General features: G+C 65.0%; 19 protein-coding genes. 14 read left to right on the top strand and 5 right to left on the bottom strand.

Annotation, left to right across the window (positions count from 1 at the left end):
* Positions 1–51: 51 nt before the first annotated feature.
* From pgsB to GN330_RS17485, 6 genes are read left to right on the top strand one after another with little or no spacing between them, the layout of a single operon-like run.
* The gene (gene pgsB, locus GN330_RS17460; RefSeq protein ID WP_156714003.1) at positions 52–1,203 is read left to right on the top strand and encodes a poly-gamma-glutamate synthase PgsB; all 1,152 of its coding nucleotides are present in this window, start codon (positions 52–54) and stop codon (positions 1,201–1,203) included.
* Positions 1,197–1,637: a poly-gamma-glutamate biosynthesis protein PgsC/CapC gene (locus GN330_RS17465; RefSeq protein ID WP_197435217.1), complete on the top strand. Its 441-nt coding sequence runs from the start codon at positions 1,197–1,199 to the stop codon at positions 1,635–1,637. The genes pgsB and GN330_RS17465 overlap by 7 nt, the downstream gene beginning before the upstream one ends.
* A 2-nt stretch (positions 1,638–1,639) precedes the next feature.
* The gene (gene pgsW, locus GN330_RS17470) at positions 1,640–2,677 is read left to right on the top strand and encodes a poly-gamma-glutamate system protein (RefSeq protein ID WP_197435218.1); all 1,038 of its coding nucleotides are present in this window, start codon (positions 1,640–1,642) and stop codon (positions 2,675–2,677) included.
* A 52-nt stretch (positions 2,678–2,729) separates the two neighbouring features.
* Positions 2,730–4,019 carry a hypothetical protein gene (locus tag GN330_RS17475; RefSeq protein ID WP_156714005.1) on the top strand — a complete coding sequence of 430 codons (1,290 nt, stop codon included), beginning with the start codon at positions 2,730–2,732 and terminating at the stop codon, positions 4,017–4,019.
* Between the two features lie 14 nt (positions 4,020–4,033).
* On the top strand, positions 4,034–4,195 hold the full coding sequence (locus GN330_RS17480) for a hypothetical protein (protein WP_156714006.1): 162 nt from the start codon (positions 4,034–4,036) through the stop codon (positions 4,193–4,195).
* 2 nt (positions 4,196–4,197) lie between these two features.
* Entirely contained in the window at positions 4,198–5,349 is a 1,152-nt protein-coding gene (locus GN330_RS17485) for a M14 family metallopeptidase (protein WP_197435219.1), read from the top strand.
* 46 nt (positions 5,350–5,395) lie between these two features.
* Here GN330_RS17485 and prfB read toward each other — a convergent pair.
* The 3 genes from prfB to GN330_RS17500 all read right to left on the bottom strand — a co-directional run bounded on the left by prfB (position 5,396) and on the right by GN330_RS17500 (position 10,450).
* Positions 5,396–6,527, bottom strand: a protein-coding gene (gene prfB, locus GN330_RS17490) for a peptide chain release factor 2 (protein WP_156714008.1) whose coding sequence is annotated in 2 segments (ribosomal slippage) — positions 5,396–6,460 and positions 6,462–6,527 — 1,131 coding nt in all. Because the reading frame shifts where the segments join, the coding sequence is not laid out codon by codon here.
* A 109-nt stretch (positions 6,528–6,636) separates the two neighbouring features.
* Entirely contained in the window at positions 6,637–9,096 is a 2,460-nt protein-coding gene (locus GN330_RS17495) for a penicillin-binding protein 1A (RefSeq protein WP_156714009.1), read from the bottom strand.
* A 157-nt stretch (positions 9,097–9,253) separates the two neighbouring features.
* Positions 9,254–10,450 (bottom strand): N-acetylmuramoyl-L-alanine amidase, encoded by a 1,197-nt coding sequence (locus tag GN330_RS17500; protein ID WP_156714010.1) that lies wholly within the window; start codon positions 10,448–10,450, stop codon positions 9,254–9,256.
* Positions 10,451–11,134: 684 nt separating this feature from the next.
* Here GN330_RS17500 and GN330_RS17505 point away from each other — a divergent pair.
* The gene (locus GN330_RS17505; RefSeq protein ID WP_156714011.1) at positions 11,135–13,996 is read left to right on the top strand and encodes an Rne/Rng family ribonuclease; all 2,862 of its coding nucleotides are present in this window, start codon (positions 11,135–11,137) and stop codon (positions 13,994–13,996) included.
* Positions 13,997–14,111: 115 nt separating this feature from the next.
* Positions 14,112–14,921, top strand: a complete 810-nt coding sequence (locus GN330_RS17510; protein WP_156714012.1) for a nucleotidyltransferase domain-containing protein — start codon at positions 14,112–14,114, stop codon at positions 14,919–14,921.
* A gap of 26 nt (positions 14,922–14,947) precedes the next feature.
* Here the strand turns inward: GN330_RS17510 and GN330_RS17515 are convergent, their stop codons facing one another.
* On the bottom strand, positions 14,948–16,099 hold the full coding sequence (locus GN330_RS17515; RefSeq protein WP_156714013.1) for a pyridoxal phosphate-dependent aminotransferase: 1,152 nt from the start codon (positions 16,097–16,099) through the stop codon (positions 14,948–14,950).
* A 126-nt stretch (positions 16,100–16,225) separates the two neighbouring features.
* Here GN330_RS17515 and GN330_RS17520 point away from each other — a divergent pair, with 126 nt between their 5' ends.
* The 6 genes from GN330_RS17520 to aat all read left to right on the top strand — a co-directional run bounded on the left by GN330_RS17520 (position 16,226) and on the right by aat (position 21,548).
* Positions 16,226–17,620 (top strand): M48 family metalloprotease, encoded by a 1,395-nt coding sequence (locus GN330_RS17520; RefSeq protein WP_156714014.1) that lies wholly within the window; start codon positions 16,226–16,228, stop codon positions 17,618–17,620.
* A gap of 28 nt (positions 17,621–17,648) precedes the next feature.
* Positions 17,649–18,464: a DsbA family protein gene (locus GN330_RS17525; protein ID WP_156714015.1), complete on the top strand. Its 816-nt coding sequence runs from the start codon at positions 17,649–17,651 to the stop codon at positions 18,462–18,464.
* Positions 18,465–18,637: 173 nt separating this feature from the next.
* Positions 18,638–19,072 (top strand): type II 3-dehydroquinate dehydratase, encoded by a 435-nt coding sequence (gene aroQ, locus GN330_RS17530; protein WP_156714016.1) that lies wholly within the window; start codon positions 18,638–18,640, stop codon positions 19,070–19,072.
* A 31-nt stretch (positions 19,073–19,103) separates the two neighbouring features.
* Positions 19,104–19,565, top strand: a complete 462-nt coding sequence (accB, locus tag GN330_RS17535) for an acetyl-CoA carboxylase biotin carboxyl carrier protein (RefSeq protein ID WP_156714017.1) — start codon at positions 19,104–19,106, stop codon at positions 19,563–19,565.
* Positions 19,566–19,572: 7 nt separating this feature from the next.
* The gene (gene accC / locus GN330_RS17540) at positions 19,573–20,916 is read left to right on the top strand and encodes an acetyl-CoA carboxylase biotin carboxylase subunit (protein WP_156714018.1); all 1,344 of its coding nucleotides are present in this window, start codon (positions 19,573–19,575) and stop codon (positions 20,914–20,916) included.
* A gap of 14 nt (positions 20,917–20,930) precedes the next feature.
* A complete protein-coding gene (gene aat / locus GN330_RS17545) occupies positions 20,931–21,548 on the top strand; it encodes a leucyl/phenylalanyl-tRNA--protein transferase (RefSeq protein ID WP_156714019.1) in 618 nt (205 codons plus the stop codon).
* A 37-nt stretch (positions 21,549–21,585) separates the two neighbouring features.
* Here the strand turns inward: aat and GN330_RS17550 are convergent, their stop codons facing one another.
* A complete protein-coding gene (locus GN330_RS17550; protein WP_156714020.1) occupies positions 21,586–22,014 on the bottom strand; it encodes a DUF2155 domain-containing protein in 429 nt (142 codons plus the stop codon).
* Positions 22,015–22,083 lie beyond the last annotated feature (69 nt).

The raw sequence follows: 22,083 nt of genomic DNA on the forward strand, positions 1-22,083 counted from the left end.
ATCCCGGCCTGAAACCGGCCATCCGACTTTTCGAGATCGGCGAAGCGGACCATGACGCTGCCCTATATCAGCGACCTGCGGCTCTTTCTCGCGCTGCTGAGTGGCGCTGCCGGTATCGTCGCCTGGCTCGGCCTTGCCGCCTTCGCGCATGCGCGCCGCCGCGATGCCATGCCGATACGCGTGCATGTCGCCGGCTCGCGCGGCAAGACCACCGTCACCCGGCTTATCGGCGCGGCGCTGCGGGCCGAGGGCCGGCGCGTGCTGGTCAAGACGACCGGCACCGACCCAGTGCTGATCCTGCCCGACGGGAGCGAACGCGACTGGCCGCGCTGGGGGCCGCCGAGCATTTCCGAACAGACGCGCTTCTTCCGAGAGGCGCAACGATTGAAGGCCGACGCGGTGGTGTTGGAATCGATGGCCATCGAGCCGGAGTATCTGTGGGCGTCGGAAAACTATCTGGTGCGCGCCACCCATACGCTGATCACCAACGCACGACCCGACCACGCCGAAGTTGTGGGCACTCACCCGCTCGCCGCCGCCCACGCTATGAGCCTCGTCGTGCCAAATCGGGCGCGGCTGCTCGTCTCCGACGAGATCGCGGGCGGGCCGATCCACGCCCGGGCCACAAGGCGGAAATGCGCGGTCACGGTCGTGTCGACCGCCGCCCTTCGTCACGACGACGCCAACCGGGCAATGGCGCTGGCGCTGTGCGCGACGCTCGGCATCTCCGACAGCACGGCCCGCGCCGGTTTCGACAAGGCGGGAGCGGATCGTGGCACCTTCTTTGTGGCACGCGGCGCGCTCGAAGGACGCCCGTTCCGTTTTGCCAGCGCTTTTTCGTGCAACGATACGCGTTCGCTCGAGCAGCTCTGGCACGAGACCCCCTCACCCGGCGTGCCGGTGATCCTGTTCAATGCGCGCCACGACCGGCCCGAGCGCACGCGCGCCTTCCTCGCCTGCCTGGCAAGGCTCGCACCCAGCGGGGAAATCTATCTTTCCGGTTTCGTGCCGCGCCGCTGGACGCGCGCCGCCGGGCTCGCCGACGCTCGCGTGCACCGGCTTGCGACCGGCAATGCCAGGCGCGCGCTGGCCACCCTCGCCGCGGCCGCGCCGGTCGGCGCCACCATCTGGGGGATCGGCAATTATTCCCGGCTCGGCCGCGACATCGTCCGGCTGCTGAGGACGGAGACCACGCCGTGCTGACGCTGACTCTCGGCCTCGGCATCGCCGTCAGCCTGGCTCTTTTCCAGCTGACCGGCCTCAGCGCCGGCGGGGTGATCGCGCCGGGATACCTGGCGCTCGTCCTCGACCGTCCGGGCATGCTGGCAACCATCGCGCTCGCGGCCTTTGCCACATGGGGCCTGCTGCTTGCGCTGTCGCGCGTGCTCTTTCTCTATGGAACGCGACGCTTCGGCGTGGCGATCCTGCTGGCGCTGGTGCTGACGACCGGCATCCAGGCCCTCCGCGGCGGGCTCGGGCCGATCGCGCTCGAATGGGGCGGCCTGGGTTTCATCGTGCCCGGCCTGATCGCCCACCAGATGGACCGACAGGGTCCGGTGCGCACGCTGTTGATGATCGCAATCGCCACACCGCTGACGCGCGCGTTGGCGGTGCTGGTCGTGCCGTGGTGGTCCTGAGGATGCGCGCTGCGACACCGATCCGCTATGCCGGCCACGAGCCGCTATCAGCCACGCCCTGGGCCGCGCTGGCGATCGCGGCCGCCTTGTCGATCGGTTTGTGGCAGGCAGTCGAGGCGCGGCTCGGCCGTTTCACCCACCCCGCCCACAGTGAGATGGTGCGCGCCGCGCAGACGATGCAGGCGGCAACGCAGGTGGCGCGCGCCCAGCGCGCAGCGCTCGGGCTGACGCAGCCGCCCGCCTTCGATCCCAACCGCACCGGTTTGCTCGGTTCCGAATTCACCGGGACAACCACCTCGCTCGGCGATCCAGCCGCCAAACGCACCGCGACCAATCCGGATCTCGCCGCCGCTCTCGTGCGCCGCATCGCCGAGTTCGGGCTTGAGGAAGGAAGCCCCGTTCTGGTCGTCGTCTCCGGTTCCTTCATCGGTGCCAATATCGCCGCGGTCGCCGCGATCGAAACGCTCGGCCTGAAGCCGGTGCTGATAAGCTCGCTCGGCGCGTCGATGCACGGCGCCACCGACGCCGCGCTGACCTGGCTCGACATCGAGACGGAACTGCGCGCCAAGAGGGTGATCGCGTCGAAATCGATCGCGGCCGTCATCGGCGGCGGCGGCGCGGTTGGAGGCAGCATCGGCGCGGAGGGAATCGCGGCCCTGCGCGCCGCCGCACAGCGCAACGGCGTGCCGCTGGTGGAGGACGAGCCGGTCGGCGCACTGATCGACAGGCTCGACATTCTCGGCGCGGAAGCGGCCGGCGGCCGGCCGCGCCTTCTGATCAATTCCGGCGGTTCGGTCGCCGCGCTCGGCACCTGCGCGGACGGCGCCAACCTGCCGCATATTGTGAGCGGACAGGGGCTGACCTGCGCCGACGGGCTGCCCGGTCTGATCGTGCGGGCCTCAACGGCCGGCATTCCGGTGCTGCATCTGCTCAACATGCGGGGGCTCGCCGCCGATTGGGGCCTGCCCTTCGATCCCGTACCGCTGCCGATGATCGGCAATAATCGCGCCGTCTACGGCATGCCACCGCGACAGCCCTAATCCGTCCCGCCGCGATTGCGCGCGGTGCGACTTCCAGGAGGACATAAACGACATGCTTTCACCCGGTCTGATCTTCGTGATCGCCGCCGTCACGCTGTGCGTGCTGACTTGGCCGCTGCGCTGGCCGCTGCCGGCCGGCCTCATCGTCGTGTCGGTGCTTGCGGCGCTGCTCGCCGGATTCGGCATTCCTTTCCGACATCTCGTTGAGGGCGGCTTCGGCTACATCAACCTCGTTTTGGCGCTGTTTGCCGGTGCGTTCTTCGGTCAGGCCATGCACACGTCCGGCATCGCCGACGCGTTCGGCCGCCGCGCCCATGCCGTGCTGGGCGGCAATCCGTGGTTGGTGCTTGGCTTTGCCGGGCTGCTGCTTTTCGCCGTCGGCATGTTCGTGGGCATTGCCGGTGTCGCGGTGCTCGCGGCCGGTGTGCTCGTCGTGCCGATGCTGCGCGCGACCGGCCTGGAAAGCCATCGCATCGGCGCCTTCATCGCCGTGCTCGCGACCTGCGGCATGATCGCGCCGCCGCTCAACGTGCCGGCGATGACGATCGCCGACGGCGTCAACATGCCCTATATCGGCTTTTCGCTGCCGCTTCTGTGCCTTGCCGTGCCGCCGGCCCTATTCATGGTGGCGTCGTGCGCGTGGCGGCTACGCGGCACGGCGATGCCGGCAGAGGCGGATACCGGCAGCGGACGGCTTGCGCTGATCGGCTTTATGGCGATCGCCGCGATCCTCGTGTTCTGGACGTTGTTGCGGCTCTTTCCCGGCGCGATCCCCGACCCGGCCGTGCCGATCGTACTCGTCGTCGGCGCGCTTGTCATGCTGCCGGCACTCGGCCGGCGCGGCCTCGGCACGGCGATGACGGCAGCCTTTTCCGGCACGCCGCTGGTGCTGGCGGCCGTGCTGGTGACGGTCGGCGTCGCCGTCCAGATCATGACGCTGACCGGCGTGCGCGGCTTCTTGGTGATCAACTCGATGTCGTTCCCGCCGCCATGGACCTTCGTCGAGATGGTCGTCATCCCCATCTTCGGCGGCGTACTGACCAGTATCGGCGCGGCCAATATTCTGGGCGTGCCGTTCGCCTTCGCGCTGATCCACCAGGACATGATCCTCAATGTCAGCGGCCTGTCTGCGATCGCCGCCCTTTCGGAATTCATGCCGCCCACGGCGATCGCCGCCGCGCTCGCCACCTATGTGGTCGGCGATACGCGGCTCGGCGCTGTGCTGCGGGCCTCGGCCGGAGCCGCGCTGGTGATCGCGGTACTGGCGATCCTAATGCTCATCTTCGCCGACAGCCTGACCGGACTGCTGATCAGCGAACACGTCACCATCCGCGAACATTGACGGAGAACCGGACGATGCTCTTCGAACTCTTCCTGCTCTACGCCTACCGGGCGATGGCGCTCGTCATCGCGCTGATGATGATCTGGATACTGTTTCGGCAACGCAACTGGCAGCAGCAATTCTTCGCCATGCTGGTGTTCGTTCCGTTCGCGCTGCGCGCCGCGGGAGTGAAATGACCATGAAGCGTTTTTTCGACGACGCCTTTCATCGCCCCCGCGCTCTGCTGCTGATCGCGGCGGCGGCCGCGACCGCGATTGCTTCCGGCGCGATGTTCCTGTCCATGCACGAGGCCGAGCCGATCGTCGCGGGACCGGGCGTGACCAGCCAGAAAATGCTGAGCGACTACGTGCCGGCCATGGCGGGAACCCCTGCCGACACGCCGGTGTTCATTCTGGAGGGCGCGGAGCCAGGCGGCACCGCTCTGGTTCTGGGCGGCACTCATCCCCAGGAGATCTCCGGCCTGATGGGCGCGGTGCTGATGGTGGAAAACGCCACGCCACAGCGTGGCCGCATCATCGTTCTGCCGCAGGCCAACCGCAGCGGCTTCACCCACACGGATCCTCTCGAGGGTTTCCCCCACACCTACAAGATCGAGACGGCCGGCGGCACGCGGTGGTTTCGCGTCGGCATGCGGCTTACCAATCCGGTCCACCAGTGGCCCGATCCGGACCTTCACCTGCATCCCCAGTCGGGCGAACGCATGGTCGGCTGGGAATCGCGCAATCTCAACCGCAATTTTCCCGGCGATCCCGACGGCCGCTACACGACACGGCTGAACGCCGCCATCGTCGCCCTGGCACGCGCCGAGGGCGTCGACATCGTGCTCGACATGCACGAGGCCTATCCCGAATATCCGATCATCAACATGCTGGTGGCGCATGAACGCGCCTTCGAGATCGCCACGCTGACCATGATCGGATTGCAGACGCGCGGGATCGCCATGGACCTGATGGCCTCGCCGCCGGCCCTGCGCGGCCTCAGCCATCGCGAATTCGGCGACCATACCGAAGCCTTCGCCATCCTGAGCGAGACCGCCAATCCCGCCATGGGACGCTTTCGCGGCCGTACCGACGAGGCACTGGTGGTCGAGGGCAAGGACGTCAACTATGTCCGCGCCGCCGCGCTCGACCGGCTGTTCGTGCCATTCGACGAAAACGGGCACCCGCTGCGCGAACGGACCGCACGCCAGCTTGCTACGATCGAGGAGATGTTGATCGCCTACAACGAGGCCAATCCCGACAAGCAAGTCGAGGTGAGCGGGATCCCGGCCTACCAGGCAGTGATCGACGAAGGGATAGGACGCTTTCTGTTGCCGGTGCCGGCACAATAGGCATCGTCGGGAGCAGGCGGCCGCGCGGGGCGGCCGCCGTGCGTGGTCAGTCGAGATCGGCCACTTCGGCAGCGTCGCCGCCATGGACGCGCTGCGACAGAGACGCCTTCATGAAGGCGTCGAGATCGCCTGACAGCACGTCCTGGGGACTGGTGCTCTCGGTGCCGGTGCGCAGATCCTTCACGAGCTGGTAGGGCTGAAGCACGTAGGATCGGATCTGATGGCCCCAGCCGATATCGGTCTTGGAGGCCTCCGTCTCGCTGGCGGCCTCCTCGCGCTTTTTCAGCTCTTCCTCGTAGAGGCGTGCACGCAGCATATCCCAGGCCTTGGCGCGATTCTTGTGCTGCGAACGTTCGGCCTGACACTGGACGACGATGCCGGTCGGCACATGAGTGATGCGCACCGCCGAATCGGTGGTGTTGATGTGCTGACCGCCGGCGCCGGAGGCACGATAGGTATCGACACGGACGTCGGATTCGGCGACCTCGATGTCGATCGAATCGTCGATCACCGGGTAGACCCATACGCTGGCAAAGGAGGTGTGGCGCCTGGCATTGCTGTCATAGGGCGAAATCCGCACCAGCCGGTGCACGCCCGATTCCGTCTTCAGCCAGCCATAGGCATTGTGGCCCTTGACGAGAATGGTCGCCGATTTGATGCCGGCCTCCTCGCCGTCATGGACCTCGAGCGCCTCGACCTTGAAGCCGCGCCGCTCCGCCCAGCGCGAATACATGCGCAACAGCATGTTCGCCCAGTCCTGGCTCTCGGTTCCGCCCGCGCCGGCATGGACCTCGAGATAGGCGTCGTTGGCATCGGCCTCGCCCGACAGCAGCGTCTCGATCTGCCGGTCGGCCAGTTCCGTCTTCAGCGCCTTGATCGCGGTCTCGGCCTCGGCGACGACGGCGTCGTCGCCCTCCTCCTCGCCAAGCGCGATCAATTCGACATTGTCGTCAAGCGCGGTGTCCATGCGGGTGATGGCGGCGATCGAATCCTCTAGCGCCTGACGCTCGCGCATCAGCTCCTGGGCCTGCTGGGGATCGTTCCACAGATCGCCGTCCTCGGCGCGTGCGTTCAGATAGTCGAGACGTTTGCGGGCCTGATCCCAGTCAAAGATGCCTCCTCAGCAGGCTTATGGCCTGCTTGATTTCGTCGACAAGTGTCTCGGTTTCGGCGCGCATGGCAGTTCACCTGCTCTTTGGTGTTGAGCCTAGGATTCGCGGCGGACCATATTGAGCCGCCCCGACCCTGTAAAGCCGGGAACGGCGCTTCACTCCGCCCTATGTTATATCAATAGAGGCCGCCGCCTCCGGACGAGATCGCGCGGCTCGCCGATGGCGAGATCGCGGCCGGTTCGGACACGCCGAAATCGCCACCGATGATGGAATAGGTATCGGCGGGACCGGTGCCCGGTTTGAAGGCTTCCATGATGACGCCGCCCTCGCCCTGGTTGGCGTGCATGCCGGTCTTGCGGTTGATGGCGATCAGCTTCATGCCTTCGGGAACCTGGAAATCGACCGGACGCATGTCCTCAAGGGCCTGAGCCATGAACTCCTTGAAGATCGGCGCGGCAAGCCCGCCGCCGGTCGAACCCTTGCCCATCGGCCTGGGCTGGTCGTAGCCCATGTAGACGCCGACGACGATGTCGGGGGTGAAGCCCACGAACCAGGCGTCCTTCTCGTCATTGGTGGTGCCGGTCTTGCCGGCGATCGGGCGGCCGAGTTCGGAGAGCGTCACCGCGGTGCCGCGCTGGACGACGCCCTGCATCATCGACGTAATCTGATAGGCCGTCATCGGATCGAGCACCTGCTCGGCATCGTCGATCAGTTCCGGCTCGGACTGGCCGTCCCAGGCTTCGGCGTTGCAGCCCTCGCAGCGCCGCTCGTCGTGCTTATAGACGGTTTCGCCATAACGGTCCTGAATGCGGTCGATCAGCGACGGCTTGATCTGGCGCCCGCCATTGGCGAACACCGAATAGGCCGAAACCATGCGCATGACCGTGGTCTCGCCGGAACCGAGCGAGTTGGCGATATGCGGCGCCATCTTGTCGTAGACCCCGAATCGCTCGGCATATTCGGCCACCAGCGGCATGCCCATGTCGTTGGCGAGCCGCACGGTCATCAGGTTTCGCGACCGTTCAATCCCGGCGCGCAGCGTCGAGGGGCCGGCCGATTTGCCGCCATAATTCTTCGGCTGCCAGACATCGTTGCCGATGCGGATGGTGATCGGCGCATCAAGCACCACGGAGGCCGGCGTATAGCCATTGTCGAGCGCGGCGGCGTAAACGAACGGCTTGAAGGCCGAGCCGGGCTGGCGATAGGCCTGCGTGGCGCGGTTGAATTCCGATTGGGAGTAGGAAAAGCCGCCGACTATCGCGAGCACACGCCCGGTGTGCGGATCCATGGCCACCATGCCGCCGCTGACCTGCGGCACCTGGCGCAGCATCCAGCCGCCGGGCTCGCCTTCGCTGGCCTCGACCTTCTCGACATAGACCACGGCGCCCGGCGCCAGCACGTCAGCCGGCGATTTCGCCTTGAGCCGCTTGCCGTCGACCACATGGCGCATGGCCCATTTCATGTTGGCGAGCGGCACTTGCACCGTCTCGCGGTCCTCGGCGATATCGCCCGACACCTGGCGACCCGGTTGGAGCCCAACCGTTAGCCCTTCCTCGTCGGAGGCCAACACAGCGGCGACCTTCCACTCCGGCACGTCGCCGAGATCGTCCACCTCGGCCAGCGGCACGCCCCAGTCGCCGGAAATGTCGATGGTGGTGATCGGGCCGCGATAGCCGCGCAGCGTGTCGTAGCGCTGCAAGCCGTTCTGCAGCGCGGAGCGCGCCATCACCTGAAGTTTGGGATCGAGCGTGGTGCGCACCGACAGCCCGCCCTCGTAAAGGGCGTTTTCGCCGTAGCGGGAGATGATCTCGCGGCGGACTTCCTCGGTGAAATATTCGCCGGCGAACAGATAGGTGCCGCCACGGCGTGGCTTTACGTTCAAACCTGTCGCCTTGGCCTTTTCGCCTTCGCGCGGATCGACATAGCCGTTGTCGACCATCTGGTCGATCACCCAGTTGCGCCGCTCGATCGCGCGTTCGGTGTAGCGGAAGGGATGGTAATTGGACGGGCCCTTCGGCAGGGCGGCAAGATAGGCGGCATCCGCGACGGTCAACTCGTTCACGGATTTGTCGAAATAGGTCAGCGCCGCGCCGGCAATGCCGTAGGAGCCGAGGCCGAAAAAGATCTCGTTGAGATAAAGCTCGAAGATGCGGTCCTTGGAATAGGCCTGCTCGATGCGGAAGGCGAGCAACATCTCGCGGATCTTGCGCTCATAGGTCTGCTTGGAGGTCAGGAGGAAGTTCTTGGCGACCTGCTGCGTGATCGTCGACGCCCCGACCGGCCGGCGGCCGGACCCCATATTGCGCAGGTTGGTGACGACCGCGCGCGTGAGGCCCATCACGTCGATGCCGGGGTGGTGATAGAAATTCTTGTCCTCGGCCGACAGAAACGCCGCCTTGACACGGTCCGGCACGGCCTGGATCGGCAGATAGAGCCGGCGCTGGCGCGCAAACTCGCCCATCAACGACCCGTCCACCGCATGCACACGGGTCGTTACCGGCGGCTCGTATTTGGCCAAAACCTCATAGTCCGGCAGATCGCTTGTCAGATCACCGACATAAAGCGCGATCCCGCCGGCCACCAAAAGCGCCAGCATGACGCCGATGCCGAAGAAATAACCGATAAGACGTATCATCCGTGCTCCAGTCCGCAAGAATCCCCGTGCGGGACCGCTATAGCGCACCTGCCAGCGACGTCACCCCGGCAAAATGCATCAAAATTCTTCTGCCCGGCCGATGTGGGCAAATTGCGGCAAGCGCAAGGCACGGCGCCATTCCGTCCACACCCGGGCGTCATCCTCTCGCTCCCTCCGCCAGAGCGGCATAGGCGGCGATCGCCTCGATGATACTGCCGACCGCCTTTTTGCGCCACGCGGCGTCAAGGAGTTGAGCCTCGTCCTTCGGGTTGGACAGATATCCCAGTTCGACCAGGACCGAGGGAACGTCCGGTGCGCGCAGGACACGAAACCCGGCCGAGCGGTGCGGGTTCTTGATGAGTTCGATCGTGCGGTCGAGCCGGGCGACGAGCGCGCGTGCGAAACTCACCGAAAATCCGGCCGTCTCGCGCCGGACCAGATCGACCAGAATGTCGGCGACCTGCTGGTTCTTCTCCGGAATTTCGATACCGGCCAGCGAATCGGCAAGGTTTTCCCGGGTCGCCGCGGCATGGGCGATCTCGTCCGACGCTTTTTCGGAGATCGTGTAGACGGTGGCGCCGCGAATATTGCGGTAACGGATCGTGTCGGCATGCACGGAAATGAACAGGTCGGCCTCATGCTGGCGCGCGATCCGCACGCGTTCGTCGAGGCGTAGGAAAACGTCCTCGGTGCGGGTCATGAAGACCTCGTAGCGCCCGGTCTTTTCGAGCGCGGCATGCAATTCCTTGCAGAAGGACAGCGTCAGGTCCTTTTCAGACGTGCCGCGCACGCCCTCGGCGCCCCCGTCGATGCCGCCATGGCCCGGATCGAGAACAATAGTGAATTTGCGCTCGCTGTCGCGTTGGGCGGTGATCAGCCGGTCCCGCTTGTCCTCGGCGATGGTCGAACCGGTAACCTGCGCCAGATCCGCCATCGCCTGTTCGAACTGGCGCTGCGAGGCGGCGACCAGGTCGAGCATCATGCGGTGGCCCGGAGCGTCCTCGTTTTTTCGGATGGCTAGTTTTTCGACCGCGAACGGCCCGTCGGATGCCAGGATGATGCGCGAACGACCATCGCCGAGATTGCCGTAGCGCACCTCGGTGACGAGGCCGCGCGGCTCAAGCGCTTTCGAATCAAAGCCGAAGGTGGTTTCGGGCAGGTCGATCACCAGCCGGTGCGGGGCGCGCAGCAAAAACCATTTCAGCGGCGGCTCGCGGTCGAACTCGATCACGACACGCATGCGCGCCGCGTCGCCCGCCATCCTGTAGGCGCTAGCGCTCACCTGACCGGCATCCGCGTTCTGGGCATGCAGCCCGCCCGACATCCACACGGACAGAACCGCCGCGAAAACCATGGCAACAAAGCGCCGGAGCGTGGCCGGCGGCGCCGTACGATCAGGAAAAATGGGGCGGCAAGGCACGTTGTCCAGCATCCAATTAGGCGACAGGCGAGATATGACGGGACCCGACATATAAGGCATTCATACACGACCGCGCTTGACCGAGCCTTGCCGGTCCGAAGCGCTTGCTACCGCCTTTTGCCGGCATCGGAAACGGGGTTGCTATTGTCGCGTCCAAATCATAAAAGCGTCGGCGGGTCACTTCAATGCCCCGAAACGTGTCTTGCCGTCCTTCCTTTGAAGGTTTTCGAAGGCGAAGAGCGACGTTGCGCGACGGCCCGAGCTTCGGCGCGCCCGGTGACCCAACAGGATTTCGTCAAGGCATTCATGACAAAGAAAGCCTTTGCGTCAGGAAAACGGCCGGGTCGTGACGACTCCGCGCCGGCTCGACAAGAGCACCAAACTGGTCCGGTCTGTCCGGGCCTCCATTGAAACGGTTCGACGGTCCCTGGATGGCCTGCACCCTGAGCAACGAATTCGGAGCCTCCCGCGCCGCCACGGCAGCGGGCCGAATTGCGCGGGGCGCGCGTCTCTTGACGGCGAACACAATTTGGTCCGGCAGCCCCTTCCCCCCCGGTCATCGACGGCTCAGCACATTGTGCCCGCCGGTGCGGATCGCTGCCGGGGAGAACAGCAATAATGCCCAACAAAATGCTCATCGATGCCTCCCACCAGGAGGAAACACGGGTTGTCGTGGTTCGCGGCAACCGGATTGAAGAATTTGATTTCGAATCACAGGACAAAAAGCAGCTCAAAGGAAATATCTATCTCGCACGCGTAACCCGCGTCGAACCTTCCCTGCAGGCCGCTTTCGTCGAATATGGCGGGAACCGTCACGGTTTCCTCGCCTTCAGCGAAATCCATCCCGATTATTACCAGATTCCGGTCGCCGACCGGCAGGCCCTGCTGGAAGCGGAGGCCGAAGCCGCGTCCGAAGAGGACGATGACGACGCGGAGGAGCGCGCCGAGCGCAGCCGCCCGAAGCGGCGCAAGCGTGGCGGACGGGCCCGCGGCGGCTCGGCGGCCGACCGCGAGGCGAGCGCCGACAACGGCTCGGACGAGGATGGCCAGGACACGTCCGCTTCCGACATCGCTGATTCCGACATCGCTGATTCCGATATTGCCGCCGAAGAGGCCGACGACCTGGGCGAAGACAGCGACCGGAAAGGCCCCGCGATCCCGGCGCGCGCCGACGCCGATGTCGTGAGCTCCGATCTCTCCGAGGCCGCGTCTTCGGACGCATCCGAAGACGATGATCAGGCCGACGGCGACGATCAGGACACCCAACAGGCAGAATCCCAGGACGCCGCGCCCGAGGCCCGGAACGGCCGCTCCCGCCGTCGAGGCAGGGCCAGGCAGGGCGGCGACGAGGCCGTCGACAATCATGACGAGGCGGACGGCGAAGTCGAATCGGTCGGCGCCGAGGATGCGCTGGAAGAACTGCCCAGCCGCCGCAAGACCGTGCGCAAGCAGTACAAGATCCAGGAAGTCGTCAAACGCCGCCAAATCCTTCTAGTCCAGGTCGTCAAGGAAGAACGCGGCAACAAGGGCGCGGCCCTGACCACCTATCTGTCGCTGGCCGGACGCTATTCCGTGCTGATGCCCAACACGGCCCGCGGCGGCGGGATTTCGCGCAAGATCACCAGCGCTCCGGACCGCAAGCGGTTGAAGGACGTGGTGAAAAACCTCGAAGTGCCGCAGGGCATGGGCGTGATCCTGCGTACCGCCGGGGCCAACCGGACCAAGGCCGAGATCAAGCGCGACTACGAATATCTGATGCGGATGTGGGAGAATGTGCGCACGCTGACGCTTGCATCGACCGCGCCGAGCCTGGTCTATGAAGAAGGCAGCCTGATCAAACGCTCGGTGCGCGATCTTTACAACAAGGAGATCGACGAGATCCTGGTTTCCGGCGAGGAAGGTTACCGCGAGGCCAAGGATTTCATGCGCATGTTGATGCCCAGCCATGCCAAGGCCGTGCAGCCCTATCGCGAGGTGGTGCCGCTTTTCGTGCGCCATGGCGTCGAGGCCCAACTCGACAGGATGCTGCAACCGCAGGTGACCCTCAAATCTGGCGGCTACATCATCCTCAACCAGACCGAAGCGTTGGTTTCCATCGACGTCAACTCGGGCCGTTCGACCAAGGAACACTCAATCGAGGACACCGCACTACAGACCAATCTCGAAGCCGCCGAGGAGATCGCCCGCCAGTTACGGCTGCGCGACCTGGCCGGCCTGATCGTCATCGACTTCATCGACATGGAGGAGAAGCGCAACAACCGAGCGGTCGAAAAACGGGTCAAGGACCATCTCAAGCTCGACCGCGCGCGCATCCAGGTCGGCCGTATCTCGCATTTTGGCCTGTTGGAGATGTCGCGCCAGCGTATCCGGGCCAGCGTCCTGGAATCGACCACGAAGCCCTGCCCGCAATGCGGCGGCACAGGACATGTGCGCTCCGATTCGTCGGTTGCGCTGCATGTCGTGCGGGCGATCGAGGAATTTTTGCTGAAGGATGCGCGCAACCACATCACGGTGCGCACGCCGGTGGCGACCGCGCTTTATGTGCTCAATCACAAGCGCGGCAACCTCGCCGATCTGGAAGAGCGGTTCGGGCTAACCATCACCATCGAGGCCGATGAAAGCGTCGGCATGCAGCATTATTTGATCACCAAGGGCGCGCCGGTTGAAAGCCCGGTCGACGTGCAGGCGCTCGTGCCGATCAACGTCGCAAGCGACATCGACGACGGTGCGGATGTCGAGGAAGCTGACGCACGACCGAGCGCCGACCAGGACGAGGGCGAGGACGGCGACAATCGCGGCCGCAAGAAACGGCGTCGGCGCAAGCGTCGCGGCGGCCGCGACAGGGAGCAATCCGCGGACGCCGAAAACGGCGACACCAACTCCGATCAGGACGACGGCGACCAGACGGAAGAAGCCGCGGCCTCCGACGATGACGATGCGGGCGGGGACCGCAAGAAGCGCCGGCGCGGCAAGCGCGGCGGACGCAAGAACCGCCGAGACCAGGCCGGCGACGAGGAAACGCCGGCGACCGACGGCGTGGCTGCGACCGCCGATGAGACCGATCGCGAGGATGCAGCCACCGTATCTCCCGGGCAGGACGAAGCCGGCGAGACCGACCCGACGCCACAACCGGTTACCGAGGCGGCCGAAATAGCGGCGGCGAGCGAAGCAGACGTGAAAGCCGAAACCGAGACCGCCGAAACCGCAAATGCGGCGTCCACCGACGAGGTGGAAGCCCAACTGGAAGAAGCCGCGCCCGAACCGGCACCCAAGAAAGCCCCCAGGCGCAGGAAGAAGGCCGTCGAAGTTGCCGGGACCGTCGTGCCTGAACCGGAAGCGGTGGTGATCTCCCCGGTGACCGAGAGCGCGGAGGAAGCGGAGCCGGTGGTCACGTCCTCGGTCGCCGAGACCGCGGAAGAGCCGGAAGCCGAAACCAAGCCGCGCAAAGCCGGCTGGTGGCAGCGCAAGGGTTTCTTCTGATCCGAACACTGAGACCGGGGTCCAGGCCCCGGTTTTTTTGACCAGCGCGGCGCGCGGCCCCGAAACCGGGACGCGGGCGTAGGCGATTTTTCGGTCGGCATCGGAGCGCGACGCCATGGATGCAAAGACGCTTGCCAAAACGGTAACACAAACGCTGCGGGGCCAGTCTTGCGTCAAAGCTTTGTTCCTGAGCGGCAGCCATGGCGCGGGCCTTCAGGACGCCTACAGCGACGTCGACTTCCTCGCCGTTGTGCCGGTCGAATTCCTGGGCGATTTCGCGGTTTGCTGGCGCGCGGCGCTGGGCCCAGCGGGCGAGATCGTGCTATGGCGCGAGATGCGGAGCCAAGAAAGCCTGCTGATCAACGCCATCACCGCGGACTGGCTGCGGATCGACGTGCACGGGCTTGACCCGGCGCGCATTGCCGGGCGCGACAGAGCTGGTCTCGAGATGCTGTTCGATGATGACGGGATCGCCGCGACCCTGACCGAAGGCACCGCGACCACCCGAACCGACCCGCGACGTCTGAGCTGGCAGTTCGAGGAGTTTATTCGCATATTGGGCCTGCTTCCGCTCGCAGTCGGCCGGAAGGAGTATCTCAACGCGGTGACGGGTTTGTTCCATCTGCGCAACCTGCTGATCGACCTGTTGATCGAGGAAACCGGCGCCCCGCACAGAGGTGGCGCGCTTCATCTCAACAGGTTGATCACACAACAGCAAAAGGCGCTTCTCGCCGCCCTGCCGACAGCGGTGTCCGACGAACCGTCGACGATCGCCGCAAACATAGCCTATGCCGCCGCCTACCTGCCGCGCGCCCGCAAGCTGGCGGCGGCCCGCGGTATCGACTGGCCGGAACGATACGAGGCCGTGACCCGCGCGCATCTCAAGACTGCGCTCTCCATCGAGGTGCCGACTGCCGGGATGTGAGACGGGGCTCTTTTCCCCTCCCTCTCCTACACGCCCAGCCAGCGTCCGATCCTGTCCATCGCCTCGGCCATCGCCCCGGTCTCGCCGGCATAGGAAAATCGCATGGTGCGGTGACCCTCGACCGTGTCGAAATCGAGCCCGGGGGTGGCCGCGACATGGGTTTCGGCGATCATGCGTCGGGCAAACCCCATCGAATCGTTGGTCCACGCCGACACGTCGCAATAGGCGTAAAAGGCCCCGTCCATCGGTGCAGCAATCCGCAGGCCGAGCGCTGGCAACCGTTCCATGAGCATCGCCCGGCTGGCCGCGTAACGGGCCTTGACCTTGTCCAGTTCGCCAGTCGCGTCGAAGGCCCGGATCGCTGCGCGTTGCGAGAGTTCGGGCGCGGAAATGTAGAGACTTTGCTGAATACGCTCGATCGGCCGCACCAGTGCGTCCGGCACGACCATCCAGCCGATGCGCCAGCCGGTCATGCAGTAATATTTCGAAAACGAGTTGATCACGACGATATCGGGATCGATCGAAAGCGCGGTCGTGTCGGGCGCACCAAAAGCGAGCCGATGGTAAATCTCGTCGGAAATCAGCGCGATGCCGCGATCGCGCGCGACGGCGGCGATGCGAACGATCTCGTCGGCCGGTATGACGGAGCCGGTCGGGTTGGCGGGACTGGCGAAAAGCAGGCCCTTGAACGGCGTTTTCGCGTGAGTTTCGGCGAGCAGGTCGGCCGACAGATATCCGTCGCCATGCAGGGAGATTTCCACCACTTCGATCCCCAACGCGGAAAGGATGTTGCGGTAGGCGGGATAGCCCGGCGCGGTGATCGCCACCTGGTCGCCGGCATCAAACATCGCCAGAAAGGACAGGTTGAAGGCCGCCGAGGAGCCGGTGGTGACCACCACCCGCCCGGGCGGGACGGCGAGCCCGTAATGGTCCAGGTAATGGGCGGCGATCGCCTCGCGCAAGCCGGTCAGGCCGAGAGCGTCGGTATAACCGATCCGGCCCTCGCGCGCGGCCTCGACCGCGGCATGGCGCACGGCCTCGGGCGCCGGATCGGACGGCTGGCCGACGGCCATGGAGATGATCGGACAGCCGTTTTGTTTCAAGCGGTTGGCCTCCGCCAGCACATCCATGGCGTGGAACGGCTCGACGGCGCTGCGCCTTGATATCGCCACTGTCATACGTTCACCCTCGCCTTTGTTGCTCAACGGCCCGTTCGGGATCGGATGGCGCGGGATCACGAATACATGAACGCCGCCGCTTGGCCTTCCCATCAGAGTTCGGGTCGTCTACCTGTGATTTCCGAAATGTCCAAGTTCAAGATGCGCCAGACCAGCCCCGTACGCGCTGCGCTCCTCGTCGCGGCCTTTCTGCTTGCGCTGCAATTCGCCGCCGCCCCGTTCGCCACCGCCCAGCAGCGCGTGCCGATCGTGCGCGACGCGGAGATCGAGGCGCTGGTGCGCGACTATGCCCGCCCGGTGCTGCGCGCAGCCGGTCTCGGCAAGACCGGCGTCGACATCGTGCTGGTCAATGATCCCGGCTTCAACGCCTTCGTCGCCGGCCGGCGTATTTTCATCAACACCGGAGCGCTGTTAACGGCCGAAACGCCGAACGAGATCATCGGCGTTCTGGCGCACGAGGCCGGCCACCTGGCCGGCGGACACCAAGAGCGGCTGCGCGCCCAGATCGCCCGCGCGCGCACGATGGCGATCGTGTCGACACTGCTCGGCATCGGCGCCTCGGTCGGCGGCGCGCTGACCGACAATGGCGGGCTCGCACGCTCGGGCGGCGGGATCGCGCTTGCAGGGGCGGAACTCGCCCGTCGCGGCCTGCTTGGCTACCAACGCACCGAAGAAAGCTCGGCCGACCGGCTCGCGCTCACCTATCTGGAGCGCACCGGCCAGTCGGCGCGCGGCATGCTGAAGACCTTCGAGCGCTTCGCCAGTGCACTCGCACTGACCGGCTCGCGCGTCGACCCCTACCAGATCAGCCATCCGATGCCGCGCGAGCGGATCGCCAATTTGAAGACGCTTGCCGAGAAAAGTCCGCATTACGGCAAGCAGGACCCGGCCTCGCTGCAATTGAGGCACGATCTGATGCGCGCCAAGATTGCCGCCCATACAAGCGGCCCGGCAGCCACCTCGCGGCTGTTCCGCGCCAATCCGCGCAGCCAGGGCGCGCTTTACGCCGACGCCATCAACACGCATCTGCGCGGGCGGCCGCGCGACGCGCTCGCCAAGATCGACGCGCTGATCGCCAAACAACCGAACTATGCCTATTTCCACGAATTGCGCGGCGACATCCTGATCCGGGCCAACCAGCCCGGCCCGGCGGCCAAGGCCTATGCGCGTGCGCAAAAGCTTGACGGCTCCAAATCGTCGGTCATCCAGATCAGTTACGGTCAGTCCCTGCTTGCGGCCGGCGACGAAAAATCGACCCGCGAGGCGGTGCGCCAGATCAGCCAGGCGCTCGACCGCGACCGGGAGAATCCGGACGGCTACATGCTGCTCGGCCAGGCGCAGGGCCGGCTCGGCAATATTGGCGAGGCCGAACTGGCTTCGGCTGAAATGCACTATTATTCAGGCTCTTACGACCAAGCGCGGATCTTCGCGGCTCGCGCCCAGCAAAAACTAAAACGCGGCAGCCCTGCCTGGGTGCGGGCGCAGGACATCATCAACGCAAAACCGCCCAGGCGAAAATAGCCGGCGCTTGTTATCGGGATCAGTGGACATGAAGAAAATATTCGCATTCGGCATGGCGGGCATCGCGGCCTCGGCACTGATGTTGGTCGCCGGCTACATCTCGGGCCGGCCCGTCACTCCGGCGGCCGCGAGCCAGCAGGAGCCTGCGATCGTTAAGGCCGCCGCCACGGTCGACCGGGCCGAGGTCGAGGAGATCATCCGCAGCTACCTGCTCGAAAACCCGGAACTGCTTCTGGAAGTCCAGCAGGCGCTGGAGACGAAGCAGCAGGACGAGCAGCGCATCGCCCAGGTCGAGATCATCGACGCGATGTCGGACGAAATCTTCAATTCGGCCTATGACGGCATTTTTGGGAATCCGGCCGGCAAATACACGCTGGTCGAGTTTTTCGACTATAATTGCGGCTACTGCAAACGCGCCATGGCCGACATGGAAGCGCTGACGGCGGACGACCCCGATATCCGCTTCGTGTTGAAGGAATTCCCGATTCTCGGCCCGGATTCGCAGCGCGCCCACGTCGTTTCCATGGCTTTGCGTGCCCTGCTGCCGGAAAAATACGCCGAATTCCATGCCAAACTGCTCGGTGGCGCGGCGCGCGCGACCGAGGAGCGCGCCATCAATATCGCGCTGGCGCTGGGCGCCGATGAGGCGAAGCTGCGCGAGGAAATGAAAAACCCGGCCATCGTCGAAGCCTTTGCCCGCACCTACGATCTGGCCAACAAGCTGCAGATCACCGGCACGCCGTCCTATGTGGTGGGCAAGGAGGTCGTTTTCGGGGCGCTTGGGCGGCAGGTGCTCGCCGAAAAGGTCGATGCGCTGCGCGCCTGCGAAACGGCGACCTGCTGACAGGCCTGCTCAGGCATAATCCGGTCCAGCTATTGTGGACAGCGCAAGTTCCCCCTTGCGCTCTTTCCTCTCGCGATTATGGCAACTATAGAACCTTGCATGGTTGGAGCGAACCATGAAAGGCTCCAAGAAGTCCGACACACGCGGGGATCGTCGTCCGCCAAGAGGTCGAAATGTCGCGAACCGTCTACGTCCTGAACGGCCCGAACCTGAATATGCTGGGCAAGCGCGAGCCCTCCATTTATGGGAAAAAGTCGCTCGCCGACATCGAGGCCGACTGCCGCGAGACCGGCGCCGAACTGGGGCTGACGATCGAGTTCCGGCAGTCGAACCACGAGGGCGAGCTCGTCGACTGGATTCAGGAGGCCGGCGACAAGGCGGCCGCGATCATCATCAATCCGGGCGCCTACTCGCATACCTCGATCGCGATCCACGACGCGATCCGCGCGGCCGGCCTGCCGGTCGCCGAGGTTCACCTGTCCAACATCCACGCCCGCGAAAGCTTCCGGCACACCTCCTACGTTTCGCCGGTCGCGGCCGGCGTTATTTGCGGTTTCGGACCGGTTGTCTATACGCTCGCCCTGCAGGCGCTCGCCGCGCGCGTTTGACCGCATGGCCACCACGAGGAAAACAGTTCCAATGTCGACAAAGAAACCCGTAGTGGATCAACAACTCATCCGAGACCTGGCCGAGATCCTCAACGAAACCAATCTCTCGGAGATCGAGGTCGAGCAGGACGATCTGCGCGTACGCGTCTCGCGCCAGAGCGCGCCGGCCCAGGTCACGGCGGCGATGCCGGCCGCGCCGGCCCCTGCCCCGGCTCCGGCCCACACCTCGTCCCCGGCACCAGAGCCCGTCGCCACGACACAGAACGCCGTTACATCGCCGATGGTCGGCACCGCCTACGCCGCGGCAGCACCGGGCGCCAAGCCGTTTATCGAAGTCGGGCAAAAGGTGAGCGAGGGCCAGACGCTGTTGATCATCGAGGCGATGAAGACGATGAACCAGATCCCCTCGCCACGCGCCGGGACGGTCAAAGCTATTCTTTTCGAGGATTCGCAGCCGGTCGAGTTCGGCGAACCCCTGGTCGTGGTCGAGTAAGGCGGTGATGTTTCACAAAATCCTCATCGCCAATCGCGGAGAGATCGCCCTGCGCGTCTTGCGAGCCGCCAAGGAACTCGGCATCAAGACGGTTGCGGTCCATTCGACCGCCGACGCCGACGCCATGCACGTCAAGCTCGCCGACGAAAGCGTGTGCGTGGGACCGCCGCCCTCGCGCGACAGCTATCTCAACATTCACCAGATCGTTGCGGCCTGTGAGATCACCGGCGCGGACGCGATCCATCCCGGCTATGGCTTCCTGTCGGAAAACGCCAAATTCGCCGACATCCTGGCCGCCCACAACATCACCTTCATCGGCCCGTCCGGCGATCATATCCGGGTGATGGGCGACAAGATCGAGGCCAAGCGCACGGCCAAACGTCTCGGCATTCCGGTGGTGCCCGGCTCCGAGGGCGCCGTCACCGACGAGGACACGGCCCGGCGCATCGCCGCCGAGATCGGCTACCCCGTCATCATCAAGGCGTCGGCCGGCGGCGGCGGGCGCGGCATGAAGGTCGCGCGCGACGAAGAGGATCTCAGTGTCGCGCTGGCGACGGCGCGCTCGGAAGCGGGCGCGGCCTTCGGCGACGATGCGGTCTATATCGAAAAATATCTCGAAAAGCCGCGCCATATCGAAATCCAGGTGGTGGGCGACGGTCGCGGCGGCAGCGTGCATCTGGGCGAGCGCGACTGCTCGCTGCAGCGGCGCCACCAGAAGGTCTGGGAAGAAGCCAATTCACCCGCCCTGAATGACGAGGAACGCGCCCGCATCGGCGACATCTGTGCGCGCGCGGTGGCCGATCTCGGCTATTCCGGCGCCGGCACGGTCGAATTCCTCTATGAAAACGGCAATTTCTACTTCATCGAGATGAACACCCGCCTCCAGGTCGAGCACCCGGTCACCGAGGCGATCACCGGCATCGATCTGGTGCACGAGCAAATTCGGGTGGCATCGGGCGCCGGGCTTTCTGTCACCCAGGACGAGGTTCGTTTCGAGGGCCATGCCATCGAATGCCGGATCAATGCTGAAGACCCGCGCACCTTCGTGCCCTCGCCCGGCACGATCACCCATTTCCACACGCCCGGCGGGCTCGGCATCCGCGTCGATTCAGGCGTCTATTCCGGCTATAAGATCCCACCTTATTACGACAGCCTGATCGGTAAGCTGATCGTGCACGGGCGCAATCGCGTCGAATGCATGATGCGGCTGCGGCGTGCGCTCGACGAATTCGTGGTCGACGGCATCAACACGACCCTGCCGCTGTTCCGCGACCTTGTCGGCAATATCGACATCGCCAATGGCGACTACGATATTCACTGGCTGGAGAACTACCTCGCAGCCAAGGATTGAGTTGACCGTTTGAGATGGTAAGGCCGTTCGCGCCAGGAGACCGCATACCGCCGGACTTGTTGCTCAAGGCCTATTCAAACGGCGTGTTTCCCATGGGCGAAAGCGCCGACGATCCGGAAGTCTTCTGGGTCCGCCCCGAGACGCGTGGGATTATTCCGCTCGAGGGTTTCCACATACCCAAAAGCCTGCGCAAGACGGTGCGCCAGGCAACGTTCGAGATCTTTTTCGACCGCGATTTCGATGCCGTCGTGGAGGGATGCGCACAAGCCCGCTCCGGGCGCATGAGCACGTGGATCAACGCGCCGATTCGCGCGGCCTACCGGGATCTTTTCGAACGCGGGCATTGCCACACAGTCGAAGCGTGGCGGGACGGGCACCTGGTCGGCGGTCTTTACGGGGTCACGCTCGGGCGCGCCTTCTTCGGCGAGAGTATGTTCTCGCGCGAACGCGACGCCTCCAAGGTCTGCCTCGTCCATCTGGTGGAGCGGCTGCGCGCGCGCGGCTTCGTGCTCCTGGACACACAATTCACCACGGCGCATCTGAAACGTTTCGGCGCCATCGACATGCCGCGACGGCGTTACGAGACATTGCTCGCCGAGGCGACCACCGGTGATGCGGTGTTTTATCCCTGAAAACGTCAATCGCGGGCGAAGCGCCGCGCACGACGACTCAGTCGGCGCGCGCCTCGGGCGCTGGCACCTTGGAGTCCCGCTTGCACGATTTCAGCCACACGTCATAGACCGCGTGCTCGACCGCGTTGAGCCCAGGGCTTTCGGCGAACATCCAGCCGGTGAAGATGCGGCGGATCTTGCGGTCGAGCGTGATCTCGTCGACCTCGACGAAGGAATCGGTCTTCGGCTCCTCGGTGTCGGGGCTGGAATAACACACGCGCGGCGTCACCTGCAGCGCGCCGAACTGGACCGTCTCATCGACATAGACGTCGAAGGTGATGATGCGGCCGGTGATCTTGTCGATGCCGGTGAACTCGGCGACCGGATTGGTAATCCGCTCGGCCATCGCCGGCCCCGCCAGAAAGACCGTCGCGGCGGCAGCGAAAATCTGGCGCCAGGGCCTCAAAATACGAGCGGTTATGCGCATTTTATCCAATCCTACCCGCGGCGAGCGAATAGCGGTTCAGCCCAGACCCGTCTTCACCGCCCTGCCTCG

Origin of the sequence: Nitratireductor arenosus (assembly GCF_009742725.1) — a bacterium.
Lineage (GTDB): Bacteria > Pseudomonadota > Alphaproteobacteria > Rhizobiales > Rhizobiaceae > Mangrovimarina > Mangrovimarina arenosa.